At 53.0% G+C, this 23,263-nt stretch carries 16 protein-coding genes; 8 read left to right on the forward strand and 8 right to left on the reverse strand.

Features of this window, described 5'->3' with window-relative positions; genetic code table 11:
• Window positions 1–136: 136 nt before the first annotated feature.
• A complete protein-coding gene (locus VE954_RS36595) occupies window positions 137–985 on the reverse strand; it encodes a zinc dependent phospholipase C family protein (protein WP_324962467.1) in 849 nt (282 codons plus the stop codon).
• A 145-nt stretch (window positions 986–1,130) separates the two neighbouring features.
• Here VE954_RS36595 and VE954_RS36600 point away from each other — a divergent pair, with 145 nt between their 5' ends.
• Both VE954_RS36600 and VE954_RS36605 read left to right on the forward strand, forming a co-directional pair.
• Window positions 1,131–2,405 carry a phospholipase D-like domain-containing protein gene (locus tag VE954_RS36600; RefSeq protein ID WP_324962469.1) on the forward strand — a complete coding sequence of 425 codons (1,275 nt, stop codon included), beginning with the start codon at window positions 1,131–1,133 and terminating at the stop codon, window positions 2,403–2,405.
• A gap of 130 nt (window positions 2,406–2,535) precedes the next feature.
• Window positions 2,536–3,438, forward strand: coding sequence for a hypothetical protein (locus VE954_RS36605; protein WP_324962471.1), 903 nt, complete (start codon window positions 2,536–2,538; stop codon window positions 3,436–3,438).
• A gap of 240 nt (window positions 3,439–3,678) precedes the next feature.
• On the opposite strand, the gene VE954_RS36610 is transcribed toward VE954_RS36605, so the two are convergent.
• Window positions 3,679–5,436, reverse strand: a complete 1,758-nt coding sequence (locus tag VE954_RS36610; RefSeq protein ID WP_324962473.1) for a hypothetical protein — start codon at window positions 5,434–5,436, stop codon at window positions 3,679–3,681.
• A gap of 168 nt (window positions 5,437–5,604) precedes the next feature.
• Here VE954_RS36610 and VE954_RS36615 point away from each other — a divergent pair, with 168 nt between their 5' ends.
• Complete coding sequence (locus VE954_RS36615; protein ID WP_324962475.1) at window positions 5,605–8,253, forward strand: 7TM diverse intracellular signaling domain-containing protein; 2,649 nt, start codon at window positions 5,605–5,607, stop codon at window positions 8,251–8,253.
• A 1-nt stretch (window position 8,254) separates the two neighbouring features.
• On the opposite strand, the gene VE954_RS36620 is transcribed toward VE954_RS36615, so the two are convergent.
• Window positions 8,255–8,845, reverse strand: coding sequence for an isochorismatase family cysteine hydrolase (locus VE954_RS36620; RefSeq protein WP_324962477.1), 591 nt, complete (start codon window positions 8,843–8,845; stop codon window positions 8,255–8,257).
• Between the two features lie 169 nt (window positions 8,846–9,014).
• Here VE954_RS36620 and VE954_RS36625 point away from each other — a divergent pair, with 169 nt between their 5' ends.
• Window positions 9,015–9,512: a hypothetical protein gene (locus tag VE954_RS36625; RefSeq protein ID WP_324962479.1), complete on the forward strand. Its 498-nt coding sequence runs from the start codon at window positions 9,015–9,017 to the stop codon at window positions 9,510–9,512.
• A gap of 15 nt (window positions 9,513–9,527) precedes the next feature.
• Window positions 9,528–9,980: a DUF421 domain-containing protein gene (locus tag VE954_RS36630; RefSeq protein WP_324962480.1), complete on the forward strand. Its 453-nt coding sequence runs from the start codon at window positions 9,528–9,530 to the stop codon at window positions 9,978–9,980.
• 52 nt (window positions 9,981–10,032) lie between these two features.
• Here VE954_RS36630 and VE954_RS36635 read toward each other — a convergent pair whose 3' ends face one another.
• Complete coding sequence (locus tag VE954_RS36635) at window positions 10,033–11,886, reverse strand: hypothetical protein (protein WP_324962482.1); 1,854 nt, start codon at window positions 11,884–11,886, stop codon at window positions 10,033–10,035.
• A 249-nt stretch (window positions 11,887–12,135) separates the two neighbouring features.
• Between VE954_RS36635 and VE954_RS36640 the strand changes: the two genes are divergently transcribed.
• Complete coding sequence (locus tag VE954_RS36640; protein ID WP_324962484.1) at window positions 12,136–14,943, forward strand: 7TM diverse intracellular signaling domain-containing protein; 2,808 nt, start codon at window positions 12,136–12,138, stop codon at window positions 14,941–14,943.
• Here the strand turns inward: VE954_RS36640 and VE954_RS36645 are convergent.
• A complete protein-coding gene (locus VE954_RS36645) occupies window positions 14,940–15,284 on the reverse strand; it encodes a response regulator (protein WP_324962486.1) in 345 nt (114 codons plus the stop codon). The two genes, VE954_RS36640 and VE954_RS36645, sit on opposite strands and share 4 nt — an antisense overlap.
• Window positions 15,262–15,858 carry a hypothetical protein gene (locus tag VE954_RS36650; protein ID WP_324962488.1) on the reverse strand — a complete coding sequence of 199 codons (597 nt, stop codon included), beginning with the start codon at window positions 15,856–15,858 and terminating at the stop codon, window positions 15,262–15,264. The genes VE954_RS36645 and VE954_RS36650 overlap by 23 nt, the downstream gene beginning before the upstream one ends.
• 269 nt (window positions 15,859–16,127) lie before the next feature.
• Here VE954_RS36650 and VE954_RS36655 point away from each other — a divergent pair, with 269 nt between their 5' ends.
• Window positions 16,128–18,131 (forward strand): AsmA family protein, encoded by a 2,004-nt coding sequence (locus VE954_RS36655; RefSeq protein ID WP_324962490.1) that lies wholly within the window; start codon window positions 16,128–16,130, stop codon window positions 18,129–18,131.
• Window positions 18,132–18,176: 45 nt separating this feature from the next.
• Window positions 18,177–20,180: an adenylate/guanylate cyclase domain-containing protein gene (locus VE954_RS36660; RefSeq protein ID WP_324962492.1), complete on the forward strand. Its 2,004-nt coding sequence runs from the start codon at window positions 18,177–18,179 to the stop codon at window positions 20,178–20,180.
• A 9-nt stretch (window positions 20,181–20,189) separates the two neighbouring features.
• On the opposite strand, the gene VE954_RS36665 is transcribed toward VE954_RS36660, so the two are convergent.
• Entirely contained in the window at window positions 20,190–22,490 is a 2,301-nt protein-coding gene (locus tag VE954_RS36665; protein ID WP_324962494.1) for a CPBP family intramembrane glutamic endopeptidase, read from the reverse strand.
• On the reverse strand, window positions 22,468–23,211 hold the full coding sequence (locus VE954_RS36670; RefSeq protein WP_324962496.1) for an ABC transporter ATP-binding protein: 744 nt from the start codon (window positions 23,209–23,211) through the stop codon (window positions 22,468–22,470). The genes VE954_RS36665 and VE954_RS36670 overlap by 23 nt, the downstream gene beginning before the upstream one ends.
• Window positions 23,212–23,263: the final 52 nt, after the last annotated feature.

The raw sequence follows: 23,263 nt of genomic DNA on the forward strand, positions 1-23,263 counted from the left end.
CGAGTTATACTCGGGTCGTAGCAGACGGTTGGCCCTCGGGCCATTCTCCTGCCAACTTCAAGAGTCCTGGAAGGATCTTCCAGGACTCATCGCATCTTAACTACAGGATGCTCGGGAATTTATTCCCGAGAGGATGTCACAAGTTTTCCATCAGCTCACCAGATACGTAAAAGTCAACATAGGGCCAACCACCGATGGAATTGAAGAGGTCTGCGGTGGATTCCTGGCGATGATAACGGACCCACACCAGCTCCCAGGCGTGCGCGATTCGGCGTGCGGTGTCGTTCACGCCGCCACGTGCATCCACGTAATTTTTCGAAGCCCAGGGCATCTTTGCTTTGTAATAGAGATAAGTGAAAGGACTGCCGAGGGGTTCCCCGACCAGGGCCAGTTTTTGGATCGCCGCGCCTTTTTTCATGTCCTCGGCTGTGACCGAGACTTGCCCGCCTTTCGCAAATGCCGACAAGAGTTCATCTTCAGGCAGGTTGAGATCGGGAATTTTAAAACCGCGTTTATGTTCCAGGATGGCAAGAAAATCACAGGCGGGATCGGTGAGGCTTTGCGCCTTATCAATGTCGCCGCCATGATCATGATGAGCTTCGGCCGTTACAAAGTGCCGGTCGAAGTTCACGTCGCCGAGGGAATGCGCTAACGAGCCCAGCATGTGGGCAAAAGCCTTGCGACAGGCGCCGCTGCTGAGATCAGGACAGCGCTCCTTGATGACGTCGTAATAGGAATTGAGAAAGTGATCCCAGTGCGCATATTCACCGAAAGGATGACCGGCGGCATATCCAGAGTCAGGGAAGATCGAACCGTTTTTGTAGGCGGAGGACTGCTCCTGTAAAAATGCGCGAAGCTCAGGAATCTGAACGTATTCATCGGCGGCCTTTTCCGCCATCCAAATGTGTAAGGTCATACCGGATGCAAAGAGAGAGCTGGAAACACCCGTGCTGAGTGCTGCCAAAACACCGAACAATCGACGCATAGCGTGAGGTCCTTTCATTTCGTGTTTGTCTTGGGGCTGAACTTAGCTGGGCGTGGCGCCAACGGCCAATGAATAATTCGGAAACGGGGCGACGCAGGGCTTTGGCACCAACCGTGCACAACCTTGCTTGAGGAGGGCTTATTTCATGTTGGAACGCTGGCGCATTGCAGTTTTGTCCGTCTTGACAACCGCTCTGGTCATACTCATAGGGATGAACTGGTCTTCTGGCGAAACACGCTTGAAGCATACGATCGAGCCACTTTATGAAGTGGATAGTCCTGCGTTCCGACGTTCTTTGAATCGGCTGCTAGGACCTTCGTTCACGCCGGGCAACCGCATCGAAGCGCTGCATAATGGGGTGGAAATTTTTCCGGCTATGCTGGACGCCATTCGCTCCGCCAAACATTCAATCAACTTTGAAATTTATATTTACTGGAAAGGTGAGATCGGCCGAACCTTCACCGCAGAGCTTTGTAAAAAAGCCCGGGAAGGCGTCGCGGTCCATATTCTCGTCGATTGGTTGGGGTCGGCGGATATTGATGAATCCTATGTGGAGCAGATGAAAGACGCCGGCATCCAGCTGCAATTCTATCGACCGCTGAAGTGGTATACGCTCGATCGTCTCAACAATCGGACTCACCGGCGCATCCTCGTCGTGGATGGACGAGTCGGATTTACCGGCGGTGTAGGCGTAGCCGATGAGTGGCAGGGCAATGCGGATAGTCCCAAGCATTGGCGCGATTCCCATTTCCGCGTGGAAGGTCCGGTCGTGGGCCAGATGCAGGGCGCATTCATGTTGAACTGGATGAAGGTGAGCCCGGATCTTTTGCACGGCGAAGAATATTTTCCGTCGCTCTCGACCGAGGGTCATGCCGACGCTCAGATGTTTTCCAGCAGCGCCGGAGGTGATGATGAATCCGTACGCCTCATGTATCTCCTGGCGATCGCTTCCGCACGTGAGAACATCCGCATTGCGAATGCCTACTTTGTTCCGGACAATCTGGCGATTGACCAACTCCTGGCTGCCCGCAAGCGGGGCGTCACGATCGAGGTGATCATGCCTGGCCCTTATAACGATCAGCCGATGACACGGCTGGCCTCGCAGGCTCGTTGGGAAGAGCTCCTCAAGGCAGGGGTTGCCATCCATACCTACCAACCCACGATGTTTCACAATAAGGTGATGATCGTCGATGATATCTTTGTGTCGGTAGGATCCACAAACTTTGACAGCCGTTCCTTTCAGCTCAACGATGAAGCCAATCTGAATATTCTCGATCGTGCCTTCGCCGCGCAGGAGATCTCTGCTTTTGAAGGGGACAAAGCCAGGTCGAAACTTATCACGTTGGAAGACTGGCACCAACGCCCCTGGTATGAAAGGACTATGGAGTTCCCTGCGACCTGGGTCCGAAGTCAGCTTTGAAAGCTGGGCACACCAACAGTTTGGCAGGGAACCTGCATAGACGACCATCAAGACACAACCCTCCAGGGCCAACCTCTCCTGATGTCAGGAGAAGGAAGCAGTTCACTCATGTCTTGAAGGAGACAGCGGTATGTTCCGTCCCATGCAAGCTAAGGTTTTACTGTCCTGTGCATTTCTGTTGAGTATGGCAGCGTGCTCATCGCCCTCGAAACAATCCGAAGGCCAGCCCGAATCGGGCAAGACAGAATCGGCTGAAAAGAGCCCAGCCGGCACTCCTGCGGAAGGCGCAAAGAATGCTGATGGCACTCCAAGCGGGACCCCCGCCGCTGCCGCTCCGATTAACATTCCGGAATTGATTGGTAAGATGACCTGGTCCGCAGGCTTCTATAACAACTCCAGTGGCAAAGTTTTTACCGGCTTCGATGGTGCCACCGCATTCAAGGTTCTGATCGACCTTGGTGTGCGCGGCGACTTGCCTGAAACAGTCCAATTGAGTGAGGAGCAGGCTGAAAAACTCTATACCAGTCCTGAATTCCAGGCAGCGGCCAAAGGTCAGGTTGCCAAACTTTCCTTTGAAGCGGATCCAGCGTTTCTGACCGTGAAGATGGTTGAAGAATATCCGGAAGGTCGCGTTTATGAAATGACAACAGTGAAAGCGGGTGCCGCCACCGCCAAAGGTAAATTCGAAGCCAAGGAAGTTCCTTTGGCTATTACGATTGCAACGTATACCGCGGCGCAGGTGACGGCTGGTCGTCAACGCTACAATACAGCCGTTGCAGGTGCGACTCCCTCACCCGCATGCGCTACCTGCCATCGCTCAGCGACCGGCGTGGATCATTCGCCTTATTATCTGTCCCAGTTTTCGGATGCTGCTGTGTTGTCGACCGTTGAAACTGGTCTGAATACCGATGACAACTATCAAACGGAAGCTCCGCATAAGATGACCTTCACGGGTGCTGCCGATAAAGCCGGAATCGTGGCTTACCTGCGCAGTCTCGATCCTAACCTGTTCCCGGATCAACAAGCTCCCTGATTGAAGTCCCGATACCTCCCCCGTCGTGCCACCCGGAAAGCCTGAGCTTTCCGGGTTTTTTTACGCCTTCATAGCCCCAGGCAGACTTTCCTTATATTGACAATAAAAACAATGATTTAAAAGAAAAAGTCTGATTCTTACAAGGCGTAAAAGAGGTGTTTTTGCAGGCAGTCCATAAAATGAACGTGATTCTCTTATGTTATTGCGACTGATCGATAAACCCGGTTTTCCTCAGGCAGGCTATTGGCGATTTTGAAACCATTCACGGGAACTGAGGAGCTGAATCTTATAATCCGCATCGTGAACGCCGACGCCAGCGCTAAGAGCTCCATAGCGGACAAAGAGCTTGCCGCGCTTTTTATCCCGCGTTCCCTGGTACCAGGCTTCGAGTTTCAGATCCGCGGTCTCAGCCTTGAAATGATCGATCGCATAGCTGGCTTCATCCGCCTTCAAGTGAAACTGCGCTTCCAGGTTATCCTTCTTGAACAATCTGCGAGCTGCATCGGGAAGCTTGGATTTAGGATCGAAGATCCACAGAAGCGGCCGTAGATCATTGGCTTTCAATTGTATATTGCCTTCAAATCGCGAGGGTGTGATCTGCACGCGTCCCTGTTTCATATTCAATTGACCCGCCCATTCGCTGTCCTGAGAATCCTTGCCACCGGGACGAACATTCAGGGTCGTTTCACCCGAAGGCACCGTAAACCCTTCCTGCACAAAATCAATCGCATCGATATTCAGGACCTGCTTGATACGGCCGTAAAATTCCTGATTCTCATAGGCCACCAACGCCGTCGGGGCTTCCATGCGAATGAAGTTGCCATTCGCGCTGGACGAATCGAGCTGTAACTGCACGCGTCCCTGGCCGGCCTTGAATTGAAACCCAAGACCTGTCGGCAGATAATGGTTGAAATAGCGCAGGTCATGGATGGTGCTTTCCGGCAATTTCAAGGCCGCCTGCCAGGCGCGATCGTGACTCAAAAGATCGCGGTTGGCCGTCACCAGTTTTAAACTCAGATCACGGCCACTGACATCAACCTGTTGATTGGCGGCATGATCCACAGTAAATGACGGAATGGTGAAATCAAGTTTGAGTTTATCATCCACAGCGATCACGAAGCTGCCGTGACCGGATACCATTTCCTTCCAAAGCTCCAGCTGCAAACGCGGCGATTGAAACGTGACCAGCGTGGGCTCGGTCAGTTGGCCCTGTTTCAAAACAAGGCGGCCATCGGTTTTCAGATTGAGGCCTTTGATCTTCAGCCACGGTGCGTCGACGACAAAATTTTGCAGGACCTGACCTTCTTCCAGTTCAGCCTTAACTTTCATGTCCAGGGACAGTTTGCGTAACCACTCATCCTTCATCGTAAAAGGTTCCAGCTCGAATCGACCATGGAGACTGTCGATCCGGGCCAACTTTTGATCCTTCCATTGGGTTTGGGCTTCGCGTACATGCAAGCGCCCGGCACGCAGGCGCACCTGGTCCTGCTTTTCCACATGCAATTCGGCTGCGAAATCAATGGAACCCTTCACACTCATGGTGCCGATGACCAGACTTTGCAAATTTTTAAAGGCCAGTTTTTGAAAGTGAACCGTCCAGGCTTCATCATCAGACGACGCGCCTTCGCCGGTCGATCCGGGAGCCAGCCCTTGGTCTTCACCTGGGCTGGCACCGGGTTTGAAGGATAAATTTCCACCCTTGCCCTTGGCTGACCAAAAGATAATTTTTTTCCCCGCCAGGGCCAGAATGCTGAACTGGAGTCGCGCTTCGGGCAGTTCCAATCGGGTCTCGGGCGTCGTCAGGATCAGGCCCTCGACGTGAATATGTCCAGGCAGTGGGGAGGACGCCTTGTCAAAAGTGATCTGCAGGCCACCTTTTTGAAGGAGTTCTCGAAAGCTATCGCTCTTCAGATAGCGACTGGCAGCCATAACCCACAGTAATTCCAAGCCGACGATAGCCAGCACAAGGAAAGCAACGATTCGGGCCCAACGCCTCATGGTTCCGCCTCAGTCTCGTTCAGGGAAGCAACGTGCTTCTTTTCGCTTATAGAAAATTTACGCCCAAGTGCCTAGATGTAGGCAGATTCCTACTCGGCCGGCATGGCGTTATAAGAATCAATTTTTTCCGTGGTCTACCGATGACAAAGCGAAGGCGAGGGTTCGTTTATGGGGAAACTTCTTTTTCTCGTTGCCATCTGGTTGACCACGGGTCAAGCCAAAGGCGACGCTGCAATGGGATTTCCGGTGGTGGACCTTGCCGAGGTTCAGGATAACGACGGGCTCTTCCTGGGGCAGCGGTTGGTTATTTGGGAAAACCAAAATGCGCCGGTGGGTCCCGCCTCGATGATGGCCGGCGAGTTTGATCACAAATTCCAGCCATCCCTGAAGGACTTCCCTGGTCCGGCCTATGTGAAGGGCGAACTGTGGCTTCGCGTCGTGATTCGCAATCCTGAAGCCTTGCCACGGTCCTTGGTTTTGGAAAGTCGCTATGCCCTCACGGATTACATCAGTCTTTATCAGAAAGACCTCAATGGTTTTGTGAAAGGCGATGAGCAGGGTGATCGCGACACAGTGCGGCCGGATCATTATGCCTTTCGCAGCCCGGCTTTCTCCATCATGGCTTATCCTGGCGATAACGTGTATTACCTCCGGACCCGTTCGCAGGGCCCGAACATTCTTTCGCTCTATCTTTGGCGGGACGATGGTTTCAAAGGACACCGTTTCGTTGATACCTTGATGCTGGGCGGTCTCTTCGGATTCATCATCGCTTTGTTTTTCTACAATAGTTTTCTGGCCCTTTCCCTGCGCAGCCGGACTTATGCCTACTACAGTCTTTTCCTGTTGAACATGACCCTTCTGCAAACTTCGATGCAGAACGTCTGGCCTTATCTCGTCAGGCCTGAATGGGCCAGCTGGCTGGAAAATGAAGGGTATATTGTGATCGGGACGCTCACCAATTTTACCGGTGTCATGGTGACGATTGCCTTTCTCTATATGAAAAAGAATTTGCCGAAGTTCCTGCGTTTTTTCCAAGGCCTGCTGGTTTTCAGCTTATCCCCGTCGGTGGCAGGACTCGTGGTCTCTTTTGATACTCAGGCTCGGCTAGTGAGCGTGACCATTGGCGTGTGCTCCATCGCCATGATCGTGGCCAGCGTGATGGCCATTCTTCGAGGCTATCGGCCTGCGGCTTACTTTCTCATGGCATCGCTCACGTTTCTGGCTGCCAATATCCTGCTGACGTTCAATCTGCTTGGCATTTATCACGCGCCTCACGTCATCCAGTATGGAAACTTTTTTGGTGTCGTCGTGCAGGGCCTCTTGATTTCTCTGGCCATCGGCGATCGGGTGCAGTTTATTCGATCCAATTCAGATAAGGTGATTCGCGGTTTGAACCAGGAGCTCCAGAATCATTTGGCTCAGGTTGAAGCCCAGGTGGCTGATCGGACCGAAACCATTCGCAACATTTTGGATAACGTCGCCAGCGGATTTGTCATTGTGAATCCTCAAGGCAAGATCCTGGAAGGATTTTCCCGCTCCTGCCATCAATTGCTCGGCCAACCGCTCCAGGTGGGGCAGAGCTTTGTCACCTTGCTGCAACTCAAGCCGGCTACGAGCAAGATCTGGACATTGGCCTGGGACCAGGTCTTTCAGGACCTGATGCCCGTTGCCGTGTCTTTAGCTCAGTTGCCTTCATTGATCAAGCTTGGGCAGCGATCCTTGCGATTGGAGTGCAAGCCCCTGTTCGATGAAACGGGTCGCATTAAAAACCTGCTCGTGACGATTCTCGACGTGACGGAATTAAAACGCAAGCAGCGTGAGTCCCGTCGACATCAGGTGCTCATAAAAATCCTCCAGGACCTGGATGCCTTCCGGCAGTTCATCAACCATAGCCACGATTTCATAGCCCGGCTGAAGGTTTGTACTGATCCCAGGGAGCGGGCTTTTTTGCTGCATACCCTGAAGGGCAACAGTATGGTGTTTGGGCTCAACCGCCTCGCGCGACGCATGCATCAGCTTGAAGAAAACCGCAACCTTTCGCCCCAGGATATTCAGGCCATCGACACCTTGTTCCGGGATTTCCTGCAGGCGCATGAGACCATTCTCAAGACCCCCTGGGGGACATCTCTGGCCCAGGAATCGCGAGTGACTCCGGGTCAGCTGCGGCAGCTCCAGGATATGGTCGAAAAGCGGCATGATCCCGTGTTGAAAGACGAAGTCGCCGGTTGGATCCAGGATGTGGTGGCCAAACCTGTCAGTACCCTCGTGCAGCCTATTGTGGATAACGGACGTCTCCTCGTGCAGCGATTGAATCGGAATGTTCAGATCGAGGTGCGGGGTACGGATGTTCGGGTGCGATCGCAGTCGGAAGAAAAGGCCATGGAATACCTGGTGCACATCATTCGTAACTCCATTGTTCATGGCATGGAAGAGGATCGTGAAGCCCAAGGTAAACCAAACCTTGGCCTCATACAGCTCGAGTTCAGTGAAACCGTGGAAAGTTTTCTCATCAGCTGCAGGGATGATGGACGTGGCTTTGATCGGCAGCAGTGGGAAGCGAAGGCACGCGAGCTGAAGGTCAAGTCCGATGCCGCCATCAGTCGCCTGAGCTGGCTGGAGCTGGTGGAAATGGTCAGCCGCGGCGGCCACAGCACACATCAAGGCGTGAGTATGGATGCCGGCCGGGGGATAGGTTTGGAAGGTATTATTCAAGCCGTCCGCGAGCTTGGAGGACGCGTGCATATTGAAACAGAGGCCGGCCGCGGCAGTCGTATCCAGATTGAAATCCAACGTCACAAGGCCCATCAGGCGGCTTAACTCACTCTTTCTTCAAACGAATGCGACTCGACAAGACGACCTTGGCTGACAGCGAACTTTGCATCTGGAGCAAGGCCCGCTCGTGATCCTTTTTGTTACACGATGCCACGCCATCCGAAGGAATGATCAGCTGATAATCGCGGAGAAAGGCGTCGACAGCGGTGAAGAGGACACAGCTATGCGTGGTAAAACCACCTAAAATCAATTCCTTGGCACCGATATGTTCGAGCAGAATGTGCAAGGGGCTGCCGTAGAATCCCGAATGTTTCGCCTTGAGTATGTAGTAATCGTTCGGGGCCGGTTTCAGGAGTTGCGCCATCGAGCGTCCGTGTTGACTCGCCAGGCAGTGGTCGACCTGCGCGTTAAAATCCGAGCGCCATTGACCAAAATTGTCATTGACGTAGATCGTGGGTACGCCTGCAACCCGAGCTCGCTCCTTCAATCGCGCCAGGGCTTTGGCAACCAGGGCCGCCTTGGGCCGCAAGGGCGCCGCACCTTCCCATTCCAGATCATTGATGGTATCGATCAAGAGGAGCGCCTGACGGGATTCATGAGGCGCATTGCCGTGAAGATCATGGGAGCGGCGTGGCAAAGGTTTTCCCTTTTTATGTAAGTTCCATGCAGATTCCAGCCTACACGCAACCTTCACCCGGTCTGATCGGTTGCCAGGCGGTGCAAGCTAAAAATCGTTGCTATCCTACAAAACCAAAGCGGCTCCGGCTAGCATGAAAAATGCATCTCACGTCAGCAGGCGGTGGGTTATGTCTGAAAAAAAAACGACGTTTGATTTTCTATCGGATCCTCCTTATCAAAAGCGAGAAGGCCTCTTTGAGCGCATAGGCTGGGTCTTTATGGGGCTTCTCGTCCTGGCGGCGGCTCTGGGTCTGTTTGGTAAAGGAATGCTGGCCCACGCGGAATTGAAAGAGGATACCTTTCATTTGTATTACGATCGCTTTATACACTATGGCGATCTTTCGACGATTCGCCTGGAAGTCCCAGCTTCGACGGGCGAACCAGGGGTTGTCGCCGTCGCTCTTTCAAATTCCTATTTGCACAATTTTCGCATCGAACACATTGTGCCAGAGCCTGAATCCAGCGCCCATGGGGACCAAACCCTCTTTTGGTTTACAACGACCCATACGGGGCAGCCCGTGTCGATCCAGTTGCGAATGGAACCGGAGAAGGTGGGCCGCTTGGAAGGGAAGATTTTCGTGAATGGCGAGCAAGGGCATGTCTTTCATCAATTCGTCTATCCTTAGAAGGGCGTGAGGACTATGGATAGCATCATACGCGCAACGGTCACCTATTTTTTCGTCTGGCTGATCTTTCGGATCGCTGGCAAGCGGAGTCTGGCCGAAACCACGAGTTTTGATTTCGTGCTCCTGCTGATCATCAGTGAAACCGTTCAGAGTGCCCTGAATCAGAACGATAATTCCCTGACCAACTCATTTTTGATCATTGTCACCCTGGTGGGTCTGGATATTTTGCTTTCCGTGATCGGTTATCGATCACCGCGTTTCAATCACCTGATGAATAGCAAGGCGATGCTGATTGTGGAAAATGGCAAACCTATGAAAGCCCGCATGGCGGCGGCGCGCATCGACGAGGACGATATCCTGGCATCAGCACGCGAAACGCATGGTTTGGAGAGTTTCGATCAGATTAAATTTGCCATACTCGAATGCCACGGTGGGATCTCGATAATCCCGGAAAAAGGCCATTCGTAGGTGGGAAAGAGAGTGGCGCAAGGCCACCCTCATTGAGCAGGATGAAGTCAAATCAACGGCAGCGCGGCCCCTCGGCAGTGGCCTGAAGCGTGCCCGTACACGCATTGATACCAAAGTGAAAATGAGAAACGTGATAGAACTCCCACGGATCCAGCATTTTGGTGAAGGTAAAGCGACTGTCGACCAGCTGATCCGCCTTGGCCTTATACAAATACGATTCCAATTCATGGATATAGGAGAAACCGGAGTAACGATGGCCAGTGACCTTCGCGGCTTCGCTATACATCATGTAGGTGAACCAGAACTGGGCTTCCAGGTCGATGGGTGAGGTGGGATCATCTGGATTTTCCAGAATATAGCCCAAATCCGCATCCAGGCCATGGTCGTGCGCATCTTCCTGCGACTGCGGGTTGGAATACGGATAATTGGTATTGACGCGCAGGACGGTCACAGAACGGTCCGGAAAGAGCAGCTGCAGAAACTTTGCTGATTTGCGAACGATCCAGTGAAAGTAGCCCAATCCATAGATGTTGTTGTAATTATTCTTGTTGAGGGCGCTGAGACTCTGATCCAGCGGCAGGGCCACCAGCGATTTGGACGTATAGATCGATTTGCGAGCTTCCGTCTGACTCCAGCGAGCCAGTTCGTCCAGGGCATCCTGCAAGCGGTCCGGGGTCACCTGCATATTCTGCCACCATGCGGCGGAATCCGAGGTGCTGGTGAAGGATACGGTCACCGGGGTGGCTGACTGATCACTGCTGCCCTGACCTAACTGACCGAGAAAGCCACTGCCCCAGCACTTGATCGAGCCAGTACTGAGAACGGCACAGGCATGACGGGCTCCGACAGCAATATCCTGGACATTTGTTAGACCAGGAATCTGCATGGGTTCGTCCGTACTAAAGCGGAACACGTCCTGGCCCTGATGGGGTGACACCATCACGCTTTTGTCCGTATCGCCACAAAGTCCGTAAAGACAGAGTCCCCAGCATTTCACCGTTCCCGCCGTCGTGATACCGCAGGTGGTTTTTTTATAGGTATCAATGCGGGTCCAGGTGTCGTTGCCAACAGGCGTCCAGGTGTTGGCCGTCTCGGAGAGACCGGTCTGCTGATACCAGTTATCACCGAGACAATGAAGTTTCTTTTGGGCGTCGACAAAGCAGGAATGGGCATCACCCAGCGCCAGACTTTTTACCTGCAGCTGATGGGGCGTGATGTTGGTGGCGGGATAGGTTTTTTGCGCTGCTGCCACCACGAAACCCCAGCAAATCAGCTGTTGATTCGTCGTGATAGCACAGAACCCATTTTCGGCGCCATGAATGGACTGAGCCTTGGCGGGCAGGGTGGTGACCTTGCGCGCCGTTCCTGTGTGATTGCTGATCCCGGATTTTTGATCCCCGAGTTGAAATTCCGAGCCCGCGCCCCAGCAGTAGACGTCACCCAAGGACGACAGGCCGCAGGTCGAATTTTTTGAAGCGACCAGCTGGGTGACCTTCAAACCTGTTAAACCCTGGACCCGGGTGGGCTGCATGGTGGCTGATGGAATCATGAACGAGCCAAAACCCGTATCCATGCGCGAGACACCATTGCCGATGGCGCCGGTGTAACTGAATCCCCAGCAATAAACTTCGCCGCTTTTTTTCACGGCGCAACTATGCAGCTCACCGGTCGCGATCTGGGCTACGTCTTGACCCAGGCCTGGAACGAGCACCGCATGAGCCTCATTCTCATGCTGGCCTTGGCCTACCTGCCCGAGGACACCATATCCCCAGCAATAGACCTGATTGTTACGGAGTGCGCAGGTGTGATAACCACCAGCGGCAAGGGTTGTAGGAGGAGGGCTGCCTATGGCAGCGAACGAAGGACCACCAAACCAAACAAGCATCAAGAGCCAGGCAAAACGCATCTGCATTGCTTTCCTTTACGATAAATTGTCTTCGAAGAGCGAGTATAGAGAACTCAATCCCAATGGTTGAGCTTTATTTTTCAAATATTCGCTATTGATTTGTAATTTTAGTGATTTGGCACAATTTTACTGTGTTTGAGGACGATGGCCGATGCCAGGCGGCTGTATGCCTGGATTCCCAAAGGTTTTCGAGGTTTATCGGTTCCCAGCATGATAATATGTTCGTAAATCCGAAAGAAGGGACCGTGCATGGGTATCAAGAACATCCTTCGATGGCTCATCGGCTTCACTCTGTTGTTTCTTCCCGCCGTTGGTGCCGTGGCCAGTGAACAGGAGCCGCCGCAGGCCCGCCAAGGGGCTCTCAATCTTGAGCATTGGAATTTTTTGCGGGATGGTCTGGTTAAACTGGAGGGCGAATATACTTTTGTCTGGGACCGGCTGATTCCGCCCAACGAAGCGACCCAGGAAACCACGTTTTTAAAAGTCCCCGGACCCTGGACCAGTCAGCCTTATCCGATCGAAGGCCAGGCCAGCTATCAGCTGCGACTGAAAGTGCCGATAGAGACGAATCTTCATTTGATGACGCTCATGATTGCACCCAATGCGCGCATTTTTATCAATGGTCGTGAGCAAGCTAATTTTGGGCCAGTCGACGCCACCGGCCGTCCGTCCGGGGTGGAAACCTATCCGCAGCGTTACCGTGTTTTTCCCCTGCCTGAGGGGCGCGAGTTGCTGATTACGATTCATATTCTCAATCGTCTCCAGCGTCCCCCTGGCATTCTTCAGTCCTTGGTCGTTGGGACTTCGGACCAGTTGGTGGCCTTTGAACGTGGTACGAAAATCCTTGACGGCATGATCCTCGGCAGTCTCTTCGCGTTGACCCTCTACCATATTTTCCTGTATTTGCTGCGGCCCAAAGATCGCACACCCTTGTATTTCGGCATCTGCCTTGTGGCCTGCTTTTTTTATTGGTTGGTTGCCGGTTATACCTCACCGATCAATGCATTTTGGGATATTCATGATGCGGATCGATTGACGGTTTTCTTTCTCATTTACTTTGTCGTGCCTGCATTTTCTGAATATGTAAGCCTTGCCTATCCGGGCCTCTTCCCGACGCGTTTTCTTAGGCCGCTCTGGCTCGGGACGCTCGCGAGCTTCGTTATCGTTGCTGTTGTGCCGATCCAGCTGAAGTTTGTCGTCATGTCGATCTATTTTGTTACATTCTTTCCCACTGCTGCCTGGCTTTGTGGACGGGCGGTATGGAAAGCGCATCAGCGTGGTGATCACGGCTCCATGCTTTTTCTGGCCGGCATTCTGGTGCTGGTTGCCAGCACCATTCACGACGATATGATGTATCGTATGGCATTTTCCAATTTCCCTCTGATTGGCTGGGGGGTCGTGGCCTTTTCCCTGATTCAGTCTTATTTTATTTCAGCCCGCTTTTCTCAAGCCTTTACCCGGGCGGAAACGTCCGAAGCCGAAATTCGCCTGATGAACCGCGACCTGGAAAAAATCATTGAAGAAAAAACCAGAGATATTCGTTCCATTATGGAGCATATTCCGTTGGGTGTGTTTATGTTTGATGCCAATAATTATGGCATTCATAAGGATTATTCTGTTCAGTCGCACCGAATTTTTAACCGTTCCAAACTGCAAGGCCTTAATGCATTGCAGCTGCTCTTCGATCGGAGCCAGCTGACCCTTGATGAAAAAAATCAGGCCAGCTGTGCGGTTGATAGTGCCCTGGATCAGGAATTATTCAACTTTGAAGCCAATGCGCATTGCCTTCCCCTCGAAATTATTCGCCAGGACCAGGGGCGCGAAGCCTTTTTTGAACTGAGCTGGAGCCCCATTGAAGATGCTGAGAACAAGATTCAGCGGCTGCTGGTCACCATGCGGGACGTGACCGAGTTCAGGAGCTTGCAGCGCAAGGCGCAGGAGCAAAACGATACTTTGGAAATCCTGGCGGAAATTTTGAAAGTGCCACCCAAGCGTTTTACAGAATTCATGCGCGATGGCTTGCAGACCCTGTCCAGCTGTGAAGCCTTGCTCCAGAATGCCAGTCCCGAAGGGAGTGAGCGTCTGGTGCAGGATCTTTTTGTCCCTATACATACTCTCAAAGGCACAGGGCGGTCGCTTCACCTGCGCAAAATAACGGATACCCTGCACCAGGTTGAGCAGCGACTGGCCACCCAGCGGGGCCACATTCTAACCGCAGCTGATGGTGAAAAATTGCAAGCGGATCTGCAGCGGCTCAGTGAGCATCTGGCTTTCTATGCACGCGTGGCCCAGGATATCCTGAGTCATGCGTCGGCCCCAGCCTCGCACGTGGAATGGTCCACCGACGAACTGGAGGCCTTGATTCAGCGCCTGCAGAACATGGTCGCCAAGGTTCCGGATTCCGGTCTGGAGGTTGTGATTCGCCGTCTGCAATACAAGTGCTCGCAACCGATCCGGCAGGTTCTGGAGCGCATTGTTCAGTGCGTTCCCGACCTGGCGCGCGATCTGGAGAAGCCTGAACCGAAGCTCTTGATTCATGCGCATGAGATTCGCGTGTATGAAGCGGGCGAGCGTCTTCTGCAGCACATTTTTATTCACATCCTGCGGAATGCTTTGGATCATGGCTTGGAATCGGCCGAGGAGCGCAGACAAAAGGGTAAAGCGACCCAAGGTTCGCTGGATATCGAGGTGGTCCATGTCGGGGACGCCATGCATATCCAGGTCCGTGACGACGGCCGTGGTTTGGCTTTGCAGCGCTTGCGGCAACTGGGACGTGATCGTGGATACAGTCCCGAAGAGTTAAAGAATGATGATCGGGTCGCGGCCTTGATTTTCGAAAACGGTCTGACCACAGCCCCAATGCTGAGCGATATATCGGGACGTGGTGTGGGTATGAGTGCCATTCGACAATTCGTGGAAGCCAATGGAGGCACCGTCCGACTTGTTCTGGATCCAGGACCAGCGGCCCAGGCTTTCCGCGCGTTCAGTCTTTCCCTGCAGTTGCCTATGGTTTTCTTTCTGCATGAGCCAGTCGAAGCTTCTGCTGGAGTGGCTTAACGGACAGCTTTGACCATCGCGATCAGGTTATCAATGGCTTCGCCTTTGCGCCAAAAACCACGGGCGTGATGATCAGGCAGGTTCAGATCATTGGGCCCATATCCTGACATCAGAATCACGGGCATGTCCGGCTGAGTCTTCAGGATATCGGCGAGGAGGCGCCTGGCACCGCCCCCTGGCATAATCGCATCGGAAACCACCAGATCAATTTTTTTGTGCAGCAAAAATTCCAAAGCCTCCGGTGGGCTGGCGGCTGTTGTCACCGACATGCCGTTCTCTTCAAGAAAATACTGCAAAAGCTCCACCATGACAGCATCATCATCCACGACAAGAATATTCATATATTTTGCCTCGAATTAGTTGATAGCAGTTCGGACAGCATCCGTGACTTATGGCGGGGAGCTCCGGTTCGTGCAGCAGGGGCAGGTATCCCAAAGATTTTTCAAGCGAGACCCAGAGTCCCTGGCGTTCATCATAAATCGACTGACACCAGCTGCACATGCGCAGAGGACCGTCCCAATCATAAGCCGACCTGGATGCACTTTCATCCAGTGCCTCGCAGCTTACATAAGCAAGCTGAACTCTAATTTGCCCGCTCTCAGCCCTTGTCAGTTCCTGTCGCATCAGGATTTTGAAGGGAAATCGATCACACCGCATGGTGAGGTCGAGCGTCTGGCTCTCGGGCTTGCGTACCAACTGAAAGAGGGATCGGTAGATCATCCCTATGGTTGGGCCCGCGAGCAGATCAAAAAAACTTTTGCCAATGAAATCGTCGGCCTCGTAGGTCTCGGAAGATTTTCCCCGAAATTCAAGATTCCATTCGGGTGAGAACCAGATAAAGCGATCACTCTGATTCAAAAGATAGGTTTTTATAGGGTGGTACCGGCACTCAAGCCCATAACGCTCCACATTCATGTTGTCCTCCGTGGCAGGAGCTCGCGCCACAGAATGCGCATCCAAACCGGTAAACGCCACGGGAATCGTAATTCAGCGAAAAATATCATAATTCTGGGTTAATACCAAGTACGCTTCGGCAGACTGAGGACCCACACGCGTCATGAGGGCCAGGGTGGGTGAAGGAAAAATGAGACAGAAATGACTTAATTTACCAGCATTTTCCCCTGGCTGTGAGCGTTGTAGGATGAACCCCACGGGATTTTCCCCGGTCGAAGGATATCACACCCATGCGCACACTTTTTAAAATCATTTCAGGGCTCCTGGCGGTTTTCGTCATCCTCGTGCTGTCCGTTTTCTTGATCATCAATCTTGTGGACTGGAACAAGCATCGAGGTTTTCTGATCAAGACAGTCGAACGTTATTCATCGATTCGAATCGATGAGCTCGAAGGCATAAGGATCAAACTCTGGCGATCCATGGAACTTGAGGTGAGCAAACTGAAGATGCATATAGCCGGCGAGGATGCTTCGCTCAAGGAATTCAGTACGGGTCCGGCTCAGGTGCGTATTGCCACCACGCCTTTGTTATTTAAAGACCAGCTCCTGATTCAAAGCTTTACCATCGACCAAGGGCGCCTTCATCTTAGGGAAGTTAAGAAAAAAGACGAGGCACCGGTTGAGGACGAGCCAAGTCCAGCCGATATTTTGGAAAAACTGCCGAAGATTTTTATCAACCTAGCTGCCATCACGGATGCTCAGTTTCGTTACGATAGCCTCGGTAAAAAAGAGCCCATCAAAGTGTCCGTGGAGCGGTTTCAGATCGAGGCCCCCAAAGACAACCCTACGCCCAAGCTGAGTGGCAACGGTAAGATGGATGAGTTCCCCTGGAAAATCGAAGGGGAAACAGGAAGTCTGGAAGCCTTTCAGGATGAAGACAAACCTTTTCCGTTACGCCTGAGCGCGGAAATGGGGCGGCAGGATGTGGATGTGAAGGGCAGCGTTCGCTTTGCTGATAGCACCGGGGACTTTTCCGTCAAGGCTAAGGGTCCCGACCTGGAACAGATCAAAAAGCTTTTTCATCTGAATCTTGGCAAAGTGCCCGCCTATAGTCTGGCCTTTCATACGCGCGTGGAACCCCAGAATTTTAAATTCGATAAGATCGTCCTGAAATTAGGCGACAGCGAAGTCAACGGCAATGTGCAAGTCGATCTGCGTTCCCGGCGGCCGAAAATCAGCGGTAAAGTCGAATCCCCCGTTACGGTCCAGCAGGACTTCGCCGGGATTTTTAAAACCGATAAACGCTATAAGCCTGAGAATGAACCACCCAAAGCTCCGGGTCAGTATTTTTCAGACAAGGTGATTGATGTGTCCGCCATGAAGCTCGCGGATGTGGATATACGTTATCTGGTCAATCGATTCCGTGGCGAAAAAACAGGTCGAGCCATCCAGGCTTGGGATGCCACCATTAAACTCACCAATGGCGATCTCCGCATCGATCCGGTGAAATTTGCAGTGGCCTCGGGGCATATCGGAGGTCGATTCCTGATCAACGGCACCAAACTCCCGCTCGATGTGCAGATCGAATTGGGCGCCAAGCGAGTGAACCTCAATACGCTGCTCGCCCCCGTGGCCAAGGAGATTCCTGTCTTTGACTTGAAGCCGAGTGATATGGCTCGCGGGCTGCTCACCGGGCAACTGGACCTGGCGATGAAGGGCAAAACCCCGATGGAACTCGCGCGCGATGTGCATGGACCCATTGAATTGGCCATCGAAGATGGCAAGCTGTCGGGAACTGTCATTGAAGCGTTTGGGATCGACATCACGCAAACCATTGAAAACTGGTTCAGGGATCATCCCCTTTATGATATTCAATGTGCCCTGACAGCATTTGAAGCCAAGGATGGGGCGATTAAAACCAAGGCCTTCCTGATCGCGACCAAGGACACTAGCATCACCGGCAAGGGCGAAGTCAACCTTGTCGGGAACAAGGTTGATGTCCAGCTGAAGGCCCACGTCCATGACTTCAGTATCGGCAGTCTGCGCTCGCCGATTTATATCAGGGGCCCCCTGAACGATATCGAAGTCGGTTTGGAGAAGAAAGAGCTTCTGACCCGCTCAGGGCTTGCCATTGCACTGGGAGCGTTGGTCAACCCTTTGGCCGCTCTCGTGCCCATGATTGAACCGGGCCTGGATAAAGCCGGGAAATGTCGCAGCGTCGTGGAGCAACTCAATGCAGTCAATGAAAAGGCCACAAAGCTATCGACGGGTAAGACCGGACGTGTGACGCGTTAAAAATCATGATAAACTGGACCTTCGGCTGCAGGCTTGGAGGTCCGGTTGAAATCCCTTGCATACCTTGGTCTTTTTTTCGTTCTCTTGTCTTTGTCCATGCCGGCGCGTGGCGACTTTGGTCGTTATTCCATTCCCTATCAACAGAACGTTCGCCCTCGGTTGAATCTGTCGGCCACACCTGGAACGCATGATGAACGCCTGGCCTTGACCCGATTTTTGGTCGAACATGAGCTGCCGGAAGCGGAGCGGTATTCCGCCGAACGACAACTGGTCTTCAGCACTGAATTCACCGATCGGGAGGCGTTCCATAAGCTTCGCCAGAAGGTGCGACCGAAACCTGACGATTATATGCTCCAGTCGACCCTGGCCCAGTATGATCAATCTCTGACGTATTTGCAGCTGGTCGAAAAGCTTGAAAAATATTTTGAACTGGCTTCCGAAGCCGAGCCGGGGACGAGTGTCGCGGGATGGATTGCGCACGATACGCTGGCCATCATGACGGAAAACTATGATTTCGGTCGAGCCAGTATTCTCGTTCACAAGGCCATCGCCTCCTTGCCCGAAGACGCCTGGGTGCTGCGATCCCTGCTTTTAGGAGCGATTGCCCGGCTCTATGTGGATCCAGGCAACAGTCCGGCCATTATTCGCCAGGGTGTCGCTATTTATGCGGACACGGAAGCCCGTATGAGACAGCGTGGAAGGTTGTCCGAGGCGAGTGACAGCGCCTATAACCAAGGCGTGACCATGCTTTTCGCCTTTGGGGATGATCGCAAGGCTCTGGAACACTTTGCGCGGGTCGACCGCAGCAGCCTTTATTATCAGGATGCCAATATTTTTGCGGCCCTGTCCCAGGTCCGAACGGGCAAACCCACGGAAGCCCAGGTCCGTTTGCAGCAGGTTGATCTGGCGAACTATCCGGAGAGTCCGGGGCGCATCCATTTTTTGCAATGCTATATGGCCATCATTCAAAAACGTCTCGGTCAAGCCGCCGATCTTGATCTTTGTGTGACCCTTCCGGAGTCAACCCAGGCTGATGTGATCCAGCACATGACCGATGAAATTCTGCAGCTGCCCCTATCAACTGCACAGGAATTCGCCGTTCTTAAGCAATTTCAGAATTTCTATCGAAAAAAAATCAGCCCCCAGAACAAGCAGCGCATGGCTCAGTCGGTGGACGGCCTGGAGCTGGCGCGGACGCGAGCGGAGTTGGATCGCAGTCGGTATGAATCCAAAATCAATCGTATCAAACTGGATCTGGCTCATAAGCAATCGCAGCTGACCTCTTACGTGGCCCTCTCGACGATTGTTGTGCTCAGCCTTGTGAGTTTTGGTTTATGGCGTCGGCAGGTCCAGCAGCACAGGATCCAGAAACTTCAGCAGTATCTGCAGACCCGCATTCTCTCGCGCTTTCTGCCTCCAGCTTTGGTCGAGGAAATTCGCCTGGGTCGTTCCCGATTGGATGAGGAACCCCAAAAGCGCACGGTCACCATCGTTTTTGCAGACCTGGTTGATTTTACAGCCAAGGCAGAGCTACTGGGGCCGGAGCGCACCGCAAGATTTTTGAATCAATGGATGCGAATCGCAACCGATATCATTTTCGAAGAAAATGGCACGATTGATAAATTCATCGGCGACTGTGTGATGGTCATTTATGGAGCGCCTCTGGAAATCACGCCCAAAGCCCAAGTGGAACGCGCCGTGGCCTGTGCCCGACACTTGATGGCCGCGATGGACGATCAGAATAAAATCTGGACGCGGGATTTTGGTGTCAGTTTTCAGCTGCGTGTGGGCGTGAATCTGGGCGAAGCCATCGTGGGCAGTTTTGGTAGTGAAAAACGCTCTGATTATACGGTCATTGGTGGTGCGGTTAACCTGGCCTCACGGATTGAAAATATGGCCGAACCGGGCCAAATCCTCTTGAGTCGCAGCGCGGCTTCTTATCTGGATCCGAGCCTTGTTTCCAGCCTGGGAACCCGTCCCATCCGCGGCATGCAGGGGGCTCAGGAGTTGTTCCAGGTGCGTCTTGAAGAATTGCAAAGCGCTGTTTAGCGCCGCGCTTTAGTACCACGTTAATCGAATAAGATTGAAAATTATGCCAAGCAGCACACCGGGCCACAATATCTTTGTGCGATGATACAGAATTCCCGAGGCGAGGCCCACCAGCAGCACAGGTCCGAAGTCAGCGGGCTTGTAGCAAAGCGTCGCGAGCAGGGCGCTACCGAAACAGGCCACCCAAAAACCAAAGCGTGTTCTGGCCCCGCGGAAAATCAGACCGCGGAAAATAAATTCATCCACCAGTGGCCCTATAAAACCTGCCAGGAGCAAGAGGGACAGGGGTGGGGGAGGCTGAGCAACTTTTCTTTCGTAGAGAAAATAGAGCCAATCCAGAAAGCGCCAGCCCGGAGCTTGCTGCTGCCAGAGCCAGCCTCCTGCCAGGACAGCTGTCAGAAGCAGAGGCAACAGGAGCAGGTCCTGCCATCGGATGCGACCCAGATACCTGGGAACATCCGTCGTCTGCCGCGTCTCGAAATAAAATTGAGTGATGACCAGAGCGATCAGTCCGCCAATCAGGTTGCCCCAAAGAAGGGCGATGGACGTCATGCTTGAAAACAACTGAACGAATAGAAAAGTAATGTTCGCCAGCAGAGCGTAAAGCATGGCCGCTATCATTCCATCGCTGAGGCCTGCCGGGATTGTTGGCGCGCTGGCAGGATCCAGTACATAAGGCTCAAAAGCCCGCGCTTTGTCGTGAAACCCTAACACCATACCGGCATAAAGCAGGGTCATGCCACAAGCTGTCCAAGGTTCTCCACCACTCACGTTGATTGTCATGATAGGACCTAGAGACAGCAGCATGAAGGCCGGTCCTGCGTGTTTTCTGGTTTGGTCTGTCTGCATCATGCTTAAGACCAAGGAGACATCGACGACATTCTTCGCATAGAGCCCAATCACCGCCAAAGCGAGTGCATAGCGCAGGTCAAACATGGGGTCCAACCATAGCTGCAGGTTGTGAATGACCAAGGCTCCGGGCAACATGATAAGACCGGCCAGCACGACCCAGAATCGTTGCTGCTCACGGAGAATGTCCATCAGTGGACGAGGTGAGCTGGTCAATAGCCACACCCAGCTTGGGGTGCGATGTATTCGATTCAAGGCGGGGTAGGCCATCACCAGCATCGCGCCCAGCATCAGTTCGGATATGAACTTGGGCGGGGGTAAAGAGGGATCGCGGGCTGCTGGGGGCATAAGCAAGTAGAAAAGGCAAAGCAGCGGCAAGGCCAGCAAGGCGAAGGCATACTGCCGATCCCGAGCGACAATCCGAAGCTCCTGCCTCATCATGGTCGGCAGGCTTTCCCAATATTTTTTACCGGTCGGTGCGATCCGCCGCGCATTCGTTGACCGGGGCGATAGACCCGAATCCACGGATAGACCCTTGTTTAAGAGTTTCTCCATAAACAGAATGCTGCAGCCCGCGGTGATGACCGCCAGCAGGAGAAGCGTAAGATAGGGGCCAAAACCAGGGAATTCCAAGGCCAAGAGCTGCCCCACGAATGCAATGAGGGCGTTGTTCTGCAAAACATCGGCATAGTCAAATATAGTGCGCCAGTAGCCAAACTCCATATACCTAAAGCCGAAATAGGTAACGGCAAAAATCAGGAACCCGAGCATCGAAGCGATGACGCGTACATCGCGCTGCCGCTTCAGGGTCAGTCTGCACTGGATCCACATATCCAAGGCTACGCCGACGCTTGTCGCCATAATATTGGTCACGAGTCCGACAAAGATAGCCGCCGGCAAAGTCCAATAGAGCGCGTGATTCCGGTAAAGGGCCACCACCACCAGCATGGGCAAGGCGAACAACCAAAAGTAGTAGTTCAGCATCGCTTTCTGAATGAGCCGACCGGCAAGCCAGGTGCGCAGTCGTACCGGAAATGTGCTGATCCATTCAAGATCGGGATCCTCAGCACTATAATTGTTTCGACATAAAGGCACACCAACAGCCACGACCATCATGGTGACAAGAAAAAAAGCGAGACCCAACCAAAAGAATTGAATCATCTGGGGCCAGACGTGGGATGGGCTCATCAGCCTTTGACAGGCTTCCGTTGTGCAAGGCCCCAGGTTCATTGCGTTGAGTTTCTCTTCGACAGAATACGCACGCGTCAAACTTCTCAGGAGCGAAACGTTGCCCAATAGGCTCATGAGAGCGAAGCCAATCCAGGATACGATCAGCGGAGCCCGTTTGATGACACCTTCACTATTTTTGATGTGCGTGAGTTGTCTCAATGCCGTCCGTATTCCAAATCGAAAGAGAATTCGGTTGGTGGAAGCGCTGTTATGAGTCGATGGCATGCGCATCCTCGGCCCCAGTCAGGGCAAAGAAAATATCTTCAAGATGGGCGCCCGCCGCTCTCTGCTGCCGAATCGCCTGCAGTTCACCCTGAACCACAAGTTCGCCCTTATGGAGAATGCCGAGATGGGAACAGACGTGTTCTGCGAAATCCAGCCGATGGGTCGACAGCACAATGGTTTTACCCTTTTGCGCCATCTCGCCAATCCAGTTTCTAATCAGTCGGGTGGCATAAGGATCGAGGCCATTGGTGGGTTCATCCAAGAGCAGAACAGCTGGATCGTGAACGATAGCGCAGGCCAGGCCGAGGCGCTTCTTCAGGCCAATGGAATAGTTATCCGCGAACTCCGCAGCCATCATACCCAGGCCGATCCACTCCAGTAGCTCCGAGGCTCGCCGCTTTGCATCCCGAGTGCTTTGCCCATGCAGTTCAGCGGCCATCTGCAAAATCTCGCGTCCCTGTAGAAAACTCGGAAATTGAGGAACGTCAGGCAGATATCCCACGAGGCGTTTCAGCGCCAGGCGATCCTTGTGGCAATCGAGATTCCCAATCGAAGCTTCGCCTGCCGTGGGTACCAGAAGCCCCATCAGCATTTTTAGTGTCGTGGTCTTGCCGGCGCCGTTGGCTCCTAGAAAGCCATAGACAGCCCCTTGCGGGACCTCAAGGTTCACCTTGCGGACAGCCGAAAAAGCGGCGAAATTTTTACTCAAATTACGAGTGGAGATCATAAATCCTCGAGAGCTGCGGGACGCAAAACACCGAGGGGGATTTAGCATGACC

It is taken from the genome of Oligoflexus sp. (genome assembly GCF_035638955.1).
Classification (GTDB): Bacteria; Bdellovibrionota_B; Oligoflexia; order Oligoflexales; family Oligoflexaceae; genus Oligoflexus.

Coding starts and splice junctions, on each gene's coding strand:
- VE954_RS36640 (WP_324962484.1), top strand. CDS start 12,136: ATGGGTATCAAGAACATCCTTCGATGGCTCATCGGCTTCACTCTGTTG.
- VE954_RS36605 (WP_324962471.1), top strand. CDS start 2,536: ATGTTCCGTCCCATGCAAGCTAAGGTTTTACTGTCCTGTGCATTTCTG.
- VE954_RS36595 (WP_324962467.1), bottom strand. CDS start 985: ATGCGTCGATTGTTCGGTGTTTTGGCAGCACTCAGCACGGGTGTTTCC.
- VE954_RS36665 (WP_324962494.1), bottom strand. CDS start 22,490: ATGCGCATGCCATCGACTCATAACAGCGCTTCCACCAACCGAATTCTC.
- VE954_RS36615 (WP_324962475.1), top strand. CDS start 5,605: ATGGGGAAACTTCTTTTTCTCGTTGCCATCTGGTTGACCACGGGTCAA.
- VE954_RS36630 (WP_324962480.1), top strand. CDS start 9,528: ATGGATAGCATCATACGCGCAACGGTCACCTATTTTTTCGTCTGGCTG.
- VE954_RS36670 (WP_324962496.1), bottom strand. CDS start 23,211: ATGATCTCCACTCGTAATTTGAGTAAAAATTTCGCCGCTTTTTCGGCT.
- VE954_RS36645 (WP_324962486.1), bottom strand. CDS start 15,284: ATGAATATTCTTGTCGTGGATGATGATGCTGTCATGGTGGAGCTTTTG.
- VE954_RS36635 (WP_324962482.1), bottom strand. CDS start 11,886: ATGCGTTTTGCCTGGCTCTTGATGCTTGTTTGGTTTGGTGGTCCTTCG.
- VE954_RS36610 (WP_324962473.1), bottom strand. CDS start 5,436: ATGAGGCGTTGGGCCCGAATCGTTGCTTTCCTTGTGCTGGCTATCGTC.
- VE954_RS36600 (WP_324962469.1), top strand. CDS start 1,131: ATGTTGGAACGCTGGCGCATTGCAGTTTTGTCCGTCTTGACAACCGCT.
- VE954_RS36625 (WP_324962479.1), top strand. CDS start 9,015: ATGTCTGAAAAAAAAACGACGTTTGATTTTCTATCGGATCCTCCTTAT.
- VE954_RS36655 (WP_324962490.1), top strand. CDS start 16,128: ATGCGCACACTTTTTAAAATCATTTCAGGGCTCCTGGCGGTTTTCGTC.
- VE954_RS36650 (WP_324962488.1), bottom strand. CDS start 15,858: ATGAATGTGGAGCGTTATGGGCTTGAGTGCCGGTACCACCCTATAAAA.